General features: G+C 73.0%; 13 protein-coding genes. 4 read left to right on the top strand and 9 right to left on the bottom strand.

Annotated features, from left to right (window positions below; translation table 11 throughout):
- Positions 1-69 precede the first annotated feature (69 nt).
- Complete coding sequence (locus OG933_RS40135) at positions 70-906, top strand: DUF1206 domain-containing protein (protein WP_362531087.1); 837 nt, start codon at positions 70-72, stop codon at positions 904-906.
- Between the two features lie 28 nt (positions 907-934).
- Positions 935-1,366: a hypothetical protein gene (locus OG933_RS40140; RefSeq protein WP_020126252.1), complete on the top strand. Its 432-nt coding sequence runs from the start codon at positions 935-937 to the stop codon at positions 1,364-1,366.
- Positions 1,367-1,384: 18 nt separating this feature from the next.
- Here OG933_RS40140 and OG933_RS40145 read toward each other — a convergent pair whose 3' ends face one another.
- Both OG933_RS40145 and OG933_RS40150 read right to left on the bottom strand, forming a co-directional pair.
- Complete coding sequence (locus OG933_RS40145) at positions 1,385-3,631, bottom strand: FUSC family protein (protein ID WP_405632009.1); 2,247 nt, start codon at positions 3,629-3,631, stop codon at positions 1,385-1,387.
- Between the two features lie 29 nt (positions 3,632-3,660).
- The gene (locus OG933_RS40150; RefSeq protein WP_054240935.1) at positions 3,661-5,037 is read right to left on the bottom strand and encodes an NAD(P)/FAD-dependent oxidoreductase; all 1,377 of its coding nucleotides are present in this window, start codon (positions 5,035-5,037) and stop codon (positions 3,661-3,663) included.
- Positions 5,038-5,265: 228 nt separating this feature from the next.
- On the opposite strand from OG933_RS40150, the gene OG933_RS40155 reads away from it, so the two are divergent.
- Positions 5,266-5,760 (top strand): MarR family winged helix-turn-helix transcriptional regulator, encoded by a 495-nt coding sequence (locus tag OG933_RS40155; protein WP_405632011.1) that lies wholly within the window; start codon positions 5,266-5,268, stop codon positions 5,758-5,760.
- A gap of 7 nt (positions 5,761-5,767) precedes the next feature.
- On the opposite strand, the gene OG933_RS40160 is transcribed toward OG933_RS40155, so the two are convergent.
- From OG933_RS40160 to OG933_RS40185, 6 genes are all read right to left on the bottom strand, one after another.
- Entirely contained in the window at positions 5,768-7,501 is a 1,734-nt protein-coding gene (locus OG933_RS40160; protein ID WP_405632014.1) for a PP2C family protein-serine/threonine phosphatase, read from the bottom strand.
- The gene (locus OG933_RS40165) at positions 7,498-8,604 is read right to left on the bottom strand and encodes a SpoIIE family protein phosphatase (RefSeq protein WP_405632017.1); all 1,107 of its coding nucleotides are present in this window, start codon (positions 8,602-8,604) and stop codon (positions 7,498-7,500) included. The genes OG933_RS40160 and OG933_RS40165 overlap by 4 nt, the downstream gene beginning before the upstream one ends.
- A complete protein-coding gene (locus OG933_RS40170; RefSeq protein ID WP_362531099.1) occupies positions 8,601-9,047 on the bottom strand; it encodes an anti-sigma regulatory factor in 447 nt (148 codons plus the stop codon). The genes OG933_RS40165 and OG933_RS40170 overlap by 4 nt, the downstream gene beginning before the upstream one ends.
- Entirely contained in the window at positions 9,044-9,451 is a 408-nt protein-coding gene (locus tag OG933_RS40175; protein WP_362531102.1) for an STAS domain-containing protein, read from the bottom strand. Before OG933_RS40175 ends, OG933_RS40170 begins: the two co-directional genes overlap by 4 nt.
- Positions 9,448-10,347: an STAS domain-containing protein gene (locus OG933_RS40180; protein WP_362531105.1), complete on the bottom strand. Its 900-nt coding sequence runs from the start codon at positions 10,345-10,347 to the stop codon at positions 9,448-9,450. Before OG933_RS40180 ends, OG933_RS40175 begins: the two co-directional genes overlap by 4 nt.
- Positions 10,348-10,425: 78 nt before the next feature.
- Positions 10,426-11,604: a PP2C family protein-serine/threonine phosphatase gene (locus tag OG933_RS40185; protein ID WP_362531108.1), complete on the bottom strand. Its 1,179-nt coding sequence runs from the start codon at positions 11,602-11,604 to the stop codon at positions 10,426-10,428.
- A 96-nt stretch (positions 11,605-11,700) separates the two neighbouring features.
- Here OG933_RS40185 and OG933_RS40190 point away from each other — a divergent pair, with 96 nt between their 5' ends.
- On the top strand, positions 11,701-12,174 hold the full coding sequence (locus OG933_RS40190) for a MarR family transcriptional regulator (RefSeq protein WP_362531111.1): 474 nt from the start codon (positions 11,701-11,703) through the stop codon (positions 12,172-12,174).
- 176 nt (positions 12,175-12,350) lie between these two features.
- Here the strand turns inward: OG933_RS40190 and OG933_RS40195 are convergent, their stop codons facing one another.
- On the bottom strand, positions 12,351-12,740 hold the full coding sequence (locus OG933_RS40195; protein WP_362531113.1) for an STAS domain-containing protein: 390 nt from the start codon (positions 12,738-12,740) through the stop codon (positions 12,351-12,353).
- Between the last annotated feature and the right edge of the window lie 200 nt (positions 12,741-12,940).

The following is a 12,940-nucleotide window of genomic DNA, read 5'->3' on the forward strand; positions in this document are numbered from 1 at the left end:
CGTGTGTACCGCGAGAGCCGGGGCATGCGGATCCCGCAGGAAATCGGGGAGTCATCGGGGAGGGCGAACATGAACACGAGTGCTCTGGCACGCAACGGCAGGGTCGGGGCGGAGCGAGCCGCACGGGGCTCGGTGACGAAGGGCGCCGCCAAGGCGGGGCTCGCCGCGCGGGGCGTCATCTATCTGCTGGTCGGACTGCTGGCCCTGCAGATCGCCTTCGGCGACGGCAGCCAGCAGGCGGACCGCCAGGGAGCTCTGGAGGAGATCTCGCAGAAGCCGTTCGGCGCCGTACTGCTGTGGGCGCTGGGCATCGGACTCGTCGGCATGGCGCTCTGGCGGCTGTCGGAGACCGTCTTCGGCGGAGCCGGCGCCGACGGGCGCAGCGCCAAGAAGCGCCTGCTCGCCCTCGTCCGGTGCGGCTTCTACTCCTTCGTCGCCTACTCCGTGCTGGCCTTCGCCGCCGGATCGGGCAGCGGCGGCGGTTCCGGCGACGAGCAGTCCCGGGACGTCACCGCCCGGGCCCTGGAACTGCCCGCGGGCCAGTGGATAGTCGGCGCGGGAGGAGCGGGGATCATCGTCGCGGGCGTGTGGATCGGCGCTCGCGCCGTCATGCGGTCCTACCGCAAGCACCTGCGGCTGGGGGAGATGTCCCCGCGCATGCGGCGGCTGGTCGACATCACCGGGGTGGGCGGCGGTGCCGCCCGTGGCGTGGTGTTCGCCGCCGCGGGAGTCTTCGCGGTACGGGCCGCCGTCGAGTACCAGCCGGACGAGGCCAAGGGGATCGACGACACACTGCGTTCTTTCGCCGGCACGCCCGCGGGGCCGGGCCTCCTGGCCTGCGTCGCCGCCGGACTCGTGCTCTTCGGACTGTTCTCGTTCGCCATGGCCCGCTGGCGCAAGGTCTGACGTCCGGCTGTGTGGGAACACGGACCAGATGAACGAATCAGAGTTCCCGCGCGACGGACGGCCCGTGGACATGTACCTCGACCTTCTGCGCGTCCGCATGGACAGCGAGGACTATCAGCTGCTGCTGAAGGTCGTCGCACCCGCGCTGCGCGCACTCGAGGAACAACGACCCGAGAGTCTCGACTTCGCCCTCGATCCGGAGGACACCCAGCAACTGCCCCAGGAGATCCGTGACGAAGCCGCCCTGGTCATCGCCACCGCGGTGACCGGCCGGCTGGACAACCAGCTGGTGGAGATAGACGTCGACGGCACCGGCCCGGTCCGGGTGGTCACCGACGCGGGCACCGCGTCCGACCCCACCCGCCTCGCCGAGATCGCCGGCTGCATCCGACAGCGCCACCAGGACACCGAGGAGCTGCGCGGTATCGCGGCGGCGAGCGACATGTCCACGGACTTCTGACCGTGGAAGGACCCGCCGTCACTTCGGCGGAGTCACCGGCACGCCGAGCGGCCGGGCCAGGCCGACCACCGCTTCGTCCAGGCGCTGAAGATGGCGCAGGACACGGTCGGTCACCCGGCCGTAGCGCGGCGTTCCCGGCCCGCCCGGCATCAGCAGCGAGGCGATGCTCGGCCCGGTCAGCACCTCGGCGGCGCTCCGCTCGCCCGCCACGCGCGCGGAGATCGCCCCGATGTTGTGCAGGATGCGCCGCCCGGCGCGGCGCAACCCCGGGTCCGCCACGATCGATCGCTGCGTCGGCAGCAGCTCGGCCATGGCCGCCAGGGTCCGCGCGTGGTACGCACAGGTCTCCAGCAGCGCGACGACGTACTGGGCCGTGTCCCGCCGGGTCCGCAACGGCGTGACCGGGTGGGTCAGGGGCTGCGTGGCCGCCCGCAGATCGGCCAGTGCCTGGTCCAGATCACGGGCCCGGTCCAGCAGCTCGGCCGGGGGACCGCCGCTCAGCTGCTCCACCGCCGCCTCGGTGACATCGGTCAGCCGGTCCAGCACGGTCGTCAGCAGCTCGTTCGTCCGCCGGTCGGTGTGCACCGGCAGCACCAGCGCCGCCGCGACGATTCCGCAGGCCGCCCCCAGCGCCGTCTCCTCCACCCGCAGGATCAGCACCGACATGCTGTAGGTGTGCAGCAGCGTGTACAGCACCCCCAGCGCGGCCGTCACGAAGAACGACATCAGCGTGTACGACAGCGGCGCCGTGTAGAACATCGCGAACACGCACAGCAGCACCACCGCGAACGCCGTCCACGTGTGGTGGCCGACCACCCCCGCCAGCAGGATGCCGGCGACCACCCCGAGCACGGTGCCCAGCAGCCGCCGGTAGCCCTTGACCAGGATCTCCCCGGTGGAGGCGGTGTTGATGAACACGATCCAGCAGGTCAGCACCGCCCAGTACCAGCGGTGCGAGGAGAGCAGCTCGCCGCCGACGATGGCCAGCGACGACCCGACGGCGACCTGCACGGCGGCCCGGGTGGTCGGCCGCCGCAGCCCCGTCTCCTTCCCGGCCGTGTCGGAGTCCTCGTCCTCCTCGCCCGCACCGATCGCGGCGTCCTCCGCGTCCAGTTCCTCGCGGGAGCGCGCCGTCTCGGGACTGTCCTCGGACTCGTCCTGCGGCCCGTCGAGCGCGATCCGCAGCCCCAGCACGGCGCGCGCCGCCTCACCGACGCCCCGGAAGACGTCCTGGACGGCGGGCGACGCCTTCGGCAGGTTCTCCTCGTCCCGGTAGCCGAGCAGCCGGTTGCGGACGTGAGCCGTGGCCGCGCCCTCCGCGACGGAGATCCGCACCAGCTGCCGCAGGGCCCCCAGATCCCGGCGCAGGGCGGCGAGGGCCTCGTCCCGGACGGGGAGATGGCCGCCCTCAGGCAGCGGCGCGCCCGGCAGGTGCAGGGTCAGGGTGTCGGCCCGTTCGGCGCTGCGGGCGGTCAGCAGCAGCAGGCCGAGCCGCTCGGCGGCGATCTCGGCGTCGGCGATCCTGCGCTGCACCAGCCGGGCCGTCGCCTGGTCCGGAGTGCCCTCGTCCAGCCGGCCCTGGATCAGCATCGCCGTCTCGTGCAGCCGGGCGGTGCCCTCGCGCACATGGGCCAGTGCCTTCTCCACGTCGTCCGGACCGGCGTCCAGCAGATCGAGCTGGGCGTCCAGCAACTGCGCGAGCCGCGCCCGGAAGGCCCCGCGCAGCCGCTGGAGGATACCGCTCGGCGTCTGCGGCACCAGCACGAAGCGCGCCAGCGCACTGCACCCGAAGGCGACGGCCAGCACCGCGTAGAACCCCGGCAGGCTCGATGTGGTGACCCCGACGAACAGGGACAGGAAGTAGACCTGGAAGCCGACGAGACCGAGCGCCGTGCCCCGGTCACCGAACCGGCGGCCGTAGACGGCGCAGAAGATCAGGGCCACGAAGAAGAGGTCACCGGCCACCGTCCGGGAGCTGAGCAGCGCCGCCAGCGACATCGACGCGAACGCCACCGGCAGACCCAGCGCCAGCGTGACGGCCTGCCGGTCGCGCTGCTTCTCCCGGATCGCGAACGTGGCGACCATCGCGGCGATGGCCCCCGCCACCAGATGCGAGACGTCCGCGCCCAGCAGCGAGAGCACGGCCAGCGTGAGGGAGATCGCACCGACCGTGCGCAGCCCGGCCGCCAGACGCAGCAGCCCGGGGTCGGATGCCGCGATCCGATCCCGCCACCGTGCACCCGACGACCGTGCCGCCGCTCTCACGCCGCCGTACTCTCTCCCACCGTCCGACCTCAGGCGGTCTCCGACCCGGGCCCCTCGATCTGCGCCCGCACCTGCTCGGGCGTCAGATAGCTGTCCGTGTACTCGAAGTCCTTCAGCTTCGCCGCCCGGCGCGCCTGGAAGCCGGTGCGCACGAAGTCGTCACCCGCGATCGCGTTGAGCGTCCAGTTCGTCAGCACCCGCGCCTTGGCCACCCCCGTGCGCAGCGCCCCCCAGTGGTAGCCGCGGGCCACCGCCTGCGCGGGCAGCCCCCGCAGCTCGATGCCGAGCGGCTTGGAGACGGCGTCGGTACCGCCGAGGTCGACGACCAGACCGAGGTCCTTGTGCACGTACGGCCGCATCGCCCGGCCCCGCAGCGTCGCGATGACGTTGTCGGCGACGACCTTGCCCTGCCGCATCGCGTGCTGCGCCGTCGGCGGGCAGATCGCGCCCTGCTCGCCCTTGGCCTCATCGGGTACGGCGGCGGCGTCCCCGAGCGCGAACACCCCGTCGTTGCCGGGCAGGTTCATCTCCGCGGCGACGGCGAGCCGCCCGCGGACCGTCTCCGCGCCGAGGGTCGCGATGAGCGGGCTCGCGACGACGCCCGCCGTCCAGATCAGGGTCCGGGTCGGGATCACCCGCCCGTCGGTGAAGGTGACCTCCTCCGGGCCCGCCTTGGCGATCGACACGCCCAGCGAGATGTCGATGCCCCGCTTGCGCAGCACCTCCTGCGCGCTGCGCCCGAGCTTGTCGCCGAGCTCCGGCATCAGCTTCGGCGCGATGTCGATCAGATGCCACTTGATCAGGCTCGGGTCCAGGTTCGGATAGCGCTTGACCGCGTTGTGGGTGAGGAGCTGGAGACAGGCGGCGGTCTCGGTGCCGGCATAGCCGCCGCCGACGACCACGAACTGGAGCCGCGAGGTGCGCTCGGCGGGGTCGTGGCTGGCGTCGGCGAGGTCGAGCTGGCTGATGACGTGGTCGCGGATGTACGCGGCCTCGGCGAGGGTCTTCATCCCGAAGGCGTGCTCGGTCAGCCCCGGGATGTCGAAGGTGCGGGTCACGCTGCCGGGAGCGAGCACGATGTAGTCGTAGGGCTCGTTGACGATCTCGTCGGTGATCGTCCGGATGACGCAGACCTTCGACTTGAGGTCCACGCCGATGGCGCCGCCCGGGATGATCCGGGTGCGGTACTTCTTGCTGCGGCGCAGCGAAACGGCGATCGACTGGGGCGTCAGCACCCCTGAGGCGACCTGTGGCAGCAGCGGCAGATAGAGCTGGTAGGCGAACGGCGTCACCAGAGTGACGTCGGCCTCCGCGGCGGAGAGCGCGCGTTCCAGACGTCGAACGCACCCCACTCCCGCGAAGCCCGCGCCCACCACCAGGATCCTGGGTCGTGTCACGATGTCCATCCCTTTCTGCGGCTCCAGGCGGTCTGCCCCGACGTCATGCGCGTGCCCCGCCCGCGGGCGTCTCGCACCTCATCGATCCCACCGCGCCCGGACTGGTTCCGCCAGCCGGGCGAGGCATGCAGACGAACGTTTCTCCTGAGGTCACCGACGTACCCCCCTCAGGGCCTGTGTACGCCCGTTGGCTTCGGGTAGGCCGTCGTACATGACAATCGCGGAGGCCGGAGGATAGTGGCGGTGTGGTGCGCGGACGGCTCCGACGGCCGATGGGACAGTCGTCGGACACAGGCCGGGCAACTCGCCGAAGCGGTGGAGAGCCTGGTGGCCTGCTGGCTCATGGCCGCGGAGGAGACCAGACCCCGGCTGCCCGCTCGGCAGTTGCTGGCGCTGCGGACGGTGAAAAGCCGTCCGGAACTCAACATGACGGCCCTGGCCGAGCACCTGGGCGTCGGTCTGCCCACCGCGAGCCGCCTCTGCGACCGGCTCGAGGCCGCCGGGCTGCTGGAGCGGACCGTGCAGCCCAGTGACCGGCGCGAGGTACAGCTCGTGGTGACCGCCTACGGACAACGCCTGCTCACCGACGTCGCCGAGCGCCGCGTACGGCGCCTGGCCTCCGTGTTCGAGGCGATGACCCCGGCCCAGCGCACCGCACTGGAACACGGCCTCTCCGGTTTCCACCAGGCGCACACGTCGAGCCGGGGATCCGAGAACCCGGCGGACGGCTGACCGCTCCTCAGGCCCCGGGCCGCGGGCGGCTGCCGGGCGGGCCGCCCGCGGATGCGCCCACGTGACACAGCAGCAGGCAGACGTCGTCGTCCCGCTCGGAGTCGCTCAGCATCGGGTCCAGGATGCGCTCCGCCGAACCGTCCAGGTCCGCGTCCAGCTCCTCGGCGCGCAGCGAGCCGAGCGCCGCCGCCAGCCGCTCGATGCCCGGGTCTATGCCCTGGGCCCGGCGCTCGACCAGGCCGTCGGTGTAGAGCGCCAGCGTGGACCCCGGCTCCAACGGCACCGTGTGGTCGGCGATTTCCTGGTGCAGCGGAATGCCGAGCATCGCCCCCGGCTTGGCGTCCAGGGTGCGCACCCGCCCGTCCGGGCCGCGCAGCACGGGCGGCGGATGACCCGCCGCCGCCCACGTCAGCACCGGCTCACCGGGCTGGAAGCGGGCGATCACGGCCGTCGCGTACAGGTCGGGCTGGAGATGGTGCAGGAACATGTGCAGCCGGGTCAGCAGCTCGCCCGGGCTGCCGCCGTCCACGGCGTAGGCGCGCAGCGCGGTCCGTAGCTGGCTCATCATCACCGCCGCGTGCAGCCCGTGGCCCGTCACGTCGCCGATGACGGTGGTCAGGCTGCCGTCGGGCTGCCGGAAGGCGTCGTACCAGTCGCCGCCGACGTTCAGCCCGTAGGTCGCCGGCAGATAGCGGGCCGCGAGCCGCAGGCCGGGGGTGGCCGGCAGGTCGGTCAGCAGGGCGCGCTGGAGGGTCTCCGCGATGTCCCGGTTGTGCTCGAAACGGCGGGCGTTGTCGAGCGCGCCGCCGGCCCGCCGGGTGAGTTCCACGAGCATGACGGCGTCGTCCGGGTTCCAGCGCTCGCCGGGCGCGGTCAGCGTCACGACGCCCAGCGGCGCGCTGCGGGTCGGCAGCGGCACGCACAGCAGGGACCGGCCGGGATGCAGCGCCGACGGCGGCTGGTCGTCCACCCCGGGCAGACCCCCGGGGTGCGCGGCCGCGTACTGCGGCCGTCCGGTGCGGGCCGCGATCACGGCCGCCGCCGCACGCGGAACGGACGACACCCGCTCGTCCTCGGCGTCGAAGAGCCAGACGTCGGCCGTGCGGGCGTACCGCGGCACCAGCAGCTCGGGCAGCAGACGGGCGATCTCCTCGTGGTTGAGGGAGGCCGTCAGCGTCGCGCTGGCGTCGGCGAGGAACGTCAGCCTGCGCCGGGCGTCCTCCGCCTCCCGGCGCGCCGCGCGCTCCGCCGCGAAGGCCTCGCGCTGCGCCCGTCCGGCGGCGTCCAGCTCGGCGTGCAGCGCCAGCACACCCTGGTTGGTCTGGTGCAGCTCCTCCCGGTGGAAGGCGACGAGCTCCTCCTGCTCGGCCAGCCGCTCCAGCACCAGGGCGGTGTCCTCGTCGGCGCCGAGCAGGGCCTCCCCGAGAGCGGTCGCGTCACCCGCCGCGGCGTCGCAGACAGGGCCCGCGGCTGGCTCCGGGCAGGAGGCCGTGACGCACCACGGCCGCTCGCCGTCGGCGGGGGAGGGGGAGACCTCGACCCGCAGCGAACCCCTCGCCACAGTCAGGACGAACCGCCAGCTGCCGCCCTTGGACAGACACTGGCGCAGCCGCGCACCGAGGGCGGCGGCCATCCGGGTGCGTTCGAGGGGCGGTACACCGTGCGCGGCGGCCACCCGCGCGGTGGTGATCCGCGCGCGGGCCGCGTCGCTGACGGTGCCGATCGGCCAGGTGAGATTCATGGACCATCCGGCGGCGTCGGGGACAGGACGGCCACGGCGGTGTCGTCACGTACCGGGCGGGCGGAACTGCCGGCGTCGCGGACCGTCACGGCTGCGGTGACGGCGGGGTCGCAGGACAGCAGGCGGGGGTCGACGGGCGGCGCCCAGCGGCTGGGCAGCCCGTCGCTGTGCAGGACGAGCAGACGGTCCGGGGCCCAGACCGCCTCGGTCTCGGGCAGGCTGGTGGGCCGATGCGCGCCGACTATCCCGGGCCGGGACAGCAGATGGCGCCAGGAACCGCCCTCGCGCAGCCGCGCCCCCACATTGCCGACACCGGCGAACAGCAGCCGTCCGGACCGCAGATCGAGCTGGGCCACCGCGACCGCGGCGCCCCTCGTACCGCGCAGCGCGGTGTCGAGCAGGCGCAGCAGTTCGGCCGGCGGCAGGTGGGGCGAACGCTGTACCTCGTGGACCGCCGTGGTCGAGGCACGGGCCGCCTCGGGGCCGTGGCCCAGCCCGTCGGCCAGCATCAGGGTCAGCCGGTCGCCGTCACGGACGCAGGTCCAGGCGTCCCCGGAACACGCGGCGCCCCGGAAGGGGATGTTGACGCCACCGACCCGCGCGGAGAACGGGGCGGACGCGCCGGAGGTGTCGTCCGGCGCGCCGGCCCCGGCCTGCCCGGGAGCCGGCTCACGGCGGCCGCGGGTACGGGCCGGGCCGCCGATCCGGGCCAGCGCGACCGTCCCGCGGCCCGGGACGCTGTGCAGGTCGAAGTCGTCGGCGAGGCGCCGGCAGGTGCCCAGGCCGGCCCCCAGCGAGCCCGCTGTGGAGAACCCGTCGCCCAGGGCGGTGGAGACGTCGGCCATGCCCGGCCCGTGGTCGACGGCGGCGACCTGCACGACGAGGCTCCCCGGCCGTCCGCCCGGCGGGGTGACCGCCTCCACGAGGAGCTGTCCGCCGCGCGCGTGCTTGAGCAGGTTCGTCGCCAGCTCGGTCGCCACGAGGGCGGCGTCGGCGGTGCGCGACCGGTCCAGGCCCGCCAGCGCCGCCGCGCCCTCCGCGGCCACCCGGGCGTCGCGCACCCGCGTCGAGTCGTGCACCGGGACGTCCCACACGTGCGTCATCGTGGCTCCTCACGCTGCCGCGGCGGGCGGGCCGCCCAGGAGGTCACCGTGACCGTGGTGCCGACCCCGGGCGTGCTGTCGAGGGAGAACTCGTGCACCAGACGACGCGCCCCGCCCAGGCCGAGACCCAGCCCGCCGCCGGAGGTGTAGCCGTCGCTCAGTGCCCGCTCGGGGTCGGCGATACCCGGCCCCTGGTCCCTGAACGTCAGCCGCACCCCCTGGGTCCGCCCGTCGCACACGTGCTCCGCGGCCATCTCACCGCCACCGCCGTACACCAGGGTGTTGCGGGCCAGTTCGCTGGCCGCGGTGACCAGCTTGGTCTGGTCGACCAGGCCGAAGCCGAGCGCCGCGGCGGCCTGGCGCACGTGCTGCCGCACCCACACCAGGTCCAGGTCCGAGCGGATCGGCAGGCGGGCTTCGACGCCCGCGACCGTCCCGCTCACCGAGGCTCCCGACGCGGGCCGCCCTGAGCCGTCATGGCGAGCAGTTCGAGGGCCGCCTCGGTGTTGAGCGCGGTCCGCAGGCCGGGAAGCGAGAGCCCCAGCTCCACCAGCGTGATAGCCACCGCGGGGCGCATGCCGGCCACCACGGTCCGCGCGGCCAGCAGCCGCGAGCTCGCCGCGATCTCCGCCAGGACACGCCCCAGGAACGAGTCGACGATCTCCACCCCGGAGATGTCGATGACCACGCCGGTCACCCGGTTGCGGACGATCTGCTCGGCGATGTCCTGCTGGAGCTGCTCCGCCGTACCGTCGTGCAGGTCGCCCTGGAGGGTGATCAGCAGGACGTCGCCGAGCCGGAGCACCGGCACGTGGGCCGTGCCCGAGAGGGAGAGGTCGTGGTTCACCGGGGACCCGCACCGCCGGGCGTCGCGAGCACGATGTCGGCACCCAGCCGGTTCAGGGCGTACCCCAGGGCGTCGGCGAGGCTCGACCTGGTCACCACCGTGCCCAGGTCCAGGCCGAGGTGCACGATGGTCTGCGCGATGGCGGGCCGGATCCCGGAGACGACGCACTCCGCGCCCATCAGCCGGACGGCCGCGACGGTCTTCATCAGGTGCTGCGCCACCAACGAATCGACCATCGGCACCCCGGTGATGTCCAGGATCGCGAAGCGGGCCTGCTGGTCGACGACCGACTCAAGCAGGGTCTCCATCACGACCTGGCTGCGGGCGCTGTCGAGCGTTCCGATGAGCGGTACGGCGACGATGCCGTCCCACAGCCGGATGACGGGGGTGGCGGCCTCGAGCAGCTCCAGGTGCTGCCGGTCGATGAGGGCCTGGCCCTCGCTCAGCGAGGTCTCCAGGACCACCAGCCGCAGGGTGCCCATGAGCACGGTCAGCAGGGTCGTGCACTCCCTGAGGTGCTCGGGCGTCGCCTCGGGCAGATCGGCCACCAGCAGGTTCACCGCGGGCGGGCGAAGGCCGTCCACCTCGGTGGACACCTGGCCGGAGGTGAGCCCGAAGCGGGCGCGGGAGGCCACCATCCTGGCCAGCTGCTCGCGGACCGCGGTGAATCCGGCCGCGTCCGTGTCGGCCACCCGGCCGGTCTCGGCGACCTGGGCGAGCGCGTCGACGACGACCCGGCCCGCCTCCACCGCCTCGTCCCGCGAGACGGTGAACACCGTGCGGAACAGGGGTTCGTCGGCCCAGCGCTGGGCGATCTGCTCTCGGCGGCGGTGCAGGAACTTCCCGACGTCGCTCGCCGGCGTGGTGTGCTCTGCGGCCGTTTCGTGCTCCGGCACGTGGTTCTCTCCTCTAAGTCTTGGTCGGCTTCTCTGTCGCCACCGCGGGCCCGCCGGAGGCGGATGGTGGGCGGCGGGCTACGACGCGGGCCGTCTCCCGAACCAGTCGAGACACACGACCAGTGCGTCGTCGTCCGGCTCGGGCCTTCCCCGGTGCCCGGTCAGCCCGCGCAGCACCGCGGCCGGGACGTCCGCCGCCGGCAGCAGGGCGGCGTTGCCGAGCGCCCGCGCGAGGGCGTGCTCGCCGTACGACTCGCCGCCCGGCGCCGCGACCCCGTGGACGCCGTCGCTGACGAAGAGCAGCCGGTCGCCGGGCAGCAGGGTCAGCTCCTGGGCGACGTAGTCGGTCTCCTCGAACATGCCCAGCGGCAGCTGCGCGTCGAGGTCCACGAGGGACAGCACCCGGTCGCGCAGGAGCAGCAGTTGTGGTGAGCCCGCGTCGACGACCCGCATCCGCCCCGTGGACAGCTCGATGTCCACCAGCAGGACCGACAGGTGCGCCTCGCCCCGGTAGTGGGCGTAGAGCGCCTGGTCGGCCAGGGCCGCCTGGTCCTCGATCGGGATGCCGGCGCGACGCGCGTTGCGCAGCGCGTTGATGCCGAGGCTGGTCAGCAGGGAGGCCTCGATGCCCTCGCCCATCCCGTTGGTGACGTAGACCAGCAGATGGTCGGCGGACGCCTCCCAGTCGAAGTTGTCGCCGAAGATGGCGTAGGCGGGTTCGAGTTGGGCACCCAGGGCGTACTCCTCCCGGGCACACGAGCGGGCCGGGAGGAGCTGCCACTGCATCTCCGCGGCCAGCGTCAGCCGTTCCCTGCGGCGGGCCCGCGCGTACAGGTCGGTGTCGCGTTCGGCGACGACCAGCTCGTGCCCCAGGAGCTCGGCCAGCTCGGTGAGTTCGGCGAGCGACTCCCGGCTGCGCGCGGGCAGCGTCAGGGACAGCACGCCCAGCCGGTCGCCGCGCACGGTCACGGGCAGATGCGCCCGCACCCGGCCGTCGGCCGGCTCCTCGACGTACGGCTGCTGCGACCCGAAGGCCCGACCCGGCGCACTGCCCTGCACCGGTGCCGACTTCGTGCCGCTCGGCGCGGGCGGCACGGGCAGCAGTACCGTCAGCCCGTAGTCGGCCAGCCGCAGCTCCACGGCCTGTGCCGCGTACTGGGTGCGCAGCACCTGGCTCAGGGCGTCGGGCAGCTGGTGCGGGGCCGCGGAGCGCAGGGCGCGCCCGGCGGCGACGAGTCTGTTCACCTGGTCGGTCACGGCGTTCCCCGGAAGGTCGTGGCGTCGTGCCCGTGGCGCCCCCGGCGGCGGGGGTGGGCTGACAGCCGTCGAGAAGCCTGCGAGAGTGTGACCGTGATGTCCTCCTCCTCGCGCCCGCAGCCGCTCCAGGTGGCGCGTGTGACCTCAGAGGCGGCGGAGCTGTTGGAAGTCCTCTGGGGCCGTGCCTCGACGGCACCGGTCTCCGCCTCCCAGTTGCGCGTGCTGTTCATCCTGGAGCACCACGAGGGCATCAACCTGCGCACCCTCGCCGAGTTCCTCGGGTCCACACCGCCGTCCACCAGCCGCCTGTGCGACCGCCTCCAGGCCGTCGGCTTCGTCGAACGCAGGGTCGCCGCCGAGAGCCGCCGGGAGCTGGAGCTCTTCCTGAGCCGCCGGGGCAGCGCCTTCCTCGCCGACCTCAGATCACGTCGTGAGGCAGCGCTGGAAAGCGTGCTGGAGCAGATGCCCGCCGTGCAGCGCGCGGCGTTGCTGAGAGGGCTGGAGGCGTTCTGTGCGGCCGCGGCCGAACAGATCCACGACTCCGACGCCAGTGACGCCCGTACCGCCTGACGGTGTCCCCGGGTGATCGGGTTCGCCCACAGGCACATCCGTCTTCCCTCCCGCATCACTGTCCCGCTCACTCTGTTGCCTTACGTGCATAGTTGTCAAATGACAAGTATTGGACGGCGGTCGGCCGTCCCTGCGCGCTTTTTTGTATCCGCCGGACGGCCGCCGCCAGGTCCCGGTCAGTCCTGCGGGCCGTCCGGGAGCTGCTGCCGGTCGACGAGCGCCAGAGCCTCGTCGACCTTCTCCGATATGGGCACCGTGAGGCTGACCCCGGTGAGGTCCAGGACCCGGCGCACGGCCGGTGTGGGAGCGATCACGTGCACGCTCCCCGGCAGCCCCCGGGCCTCCTGGTACACCCGCAGGATGATGTTCATGCCGGACGAGTCCATGAACGGAACCGCCGAGAGGTCGAGGAGGAAATGTCGCCGGCCGTGGTGCAGCTGATTGGCCAGATGGGCCTGCAGATCGGTCGCCGTGTCGAGGTCGAGATGACCCTCGACCGTGACCAGGGCGACGTCCTCGCGAGGCAGGGTGACCTCGACGGACAGGGGGTTCTGGGCAATGGACACACGTACCTCCGAAAGCTGACGGTCGGGAGCGTCTACCCCGGTGGGCGACTTCGATGCGCGGCGACGGCCGGCGAGGACGCGCGGGAGGCCGCACGGGACGGTCGTCATCTTTCGTGTGTCCTGCCCTTCCGTCTGCGGATCCCCGACCTGGTGTCGCGCACAGGCGGATACCCCCGAACCTCCCCACCATGCACACACGA

This window comes from Streptomyces sp. NBC_00016, assembly GCF_045040885.1.
Lineage (GTDB): Bacteria > Actinomycetota > Actinomycetes > Streptomycetales > Streptomycetaceae > Streptomyces > Streptomyces coriariae.

Excerpts from the sequence above, each read along its gene's own strand:
- OG933_RS40140 (WP_020126252.1), top strand. The coding sequence starts at position 935 with ATGAACGAATCAGAGTTCCCGCGCGACGGACGGCCCGTGGACATGTAC.
- OG933_RS40160 (WP_405632014.1), bottom strand. The coding sequence starts at position 7,501 with ATGAATCTCACCTGGCCGATCGGCACCGTCAGCGACGCGGCCCGCGCG.
- OG933_RS40150 (WP_054240935.1), bottom strand. The coding sequence starts at position 5,037 with ATGGACATCGTGACACGACCCAGGATCCTGGTGGTGGGCGCGGGCTTC.
- OG933_RS40135 (WP_362531087.1), top strand. The coding sequence starts at position 70 with ATGAACACGAGTGCTCTGGCACGCAACGGCAGGGTCGGGGCGGAGCGA.
- OG933_RS40190 (WP_362531111.1), top strand. The coding sequence starts at position 11,701 with ATGTCCTCCTCCTCGCGCCCGCAGCCGCTCCAGGTGGCGCGTGTGACC.
- OG933_RS40165 (WP_405632017.1), bottom strand. The coding sequence starts at position 8,604 with ATGACGCACGTGTGGGACGTCCCGGTGCACGACTCGACGCGGGTGCGC.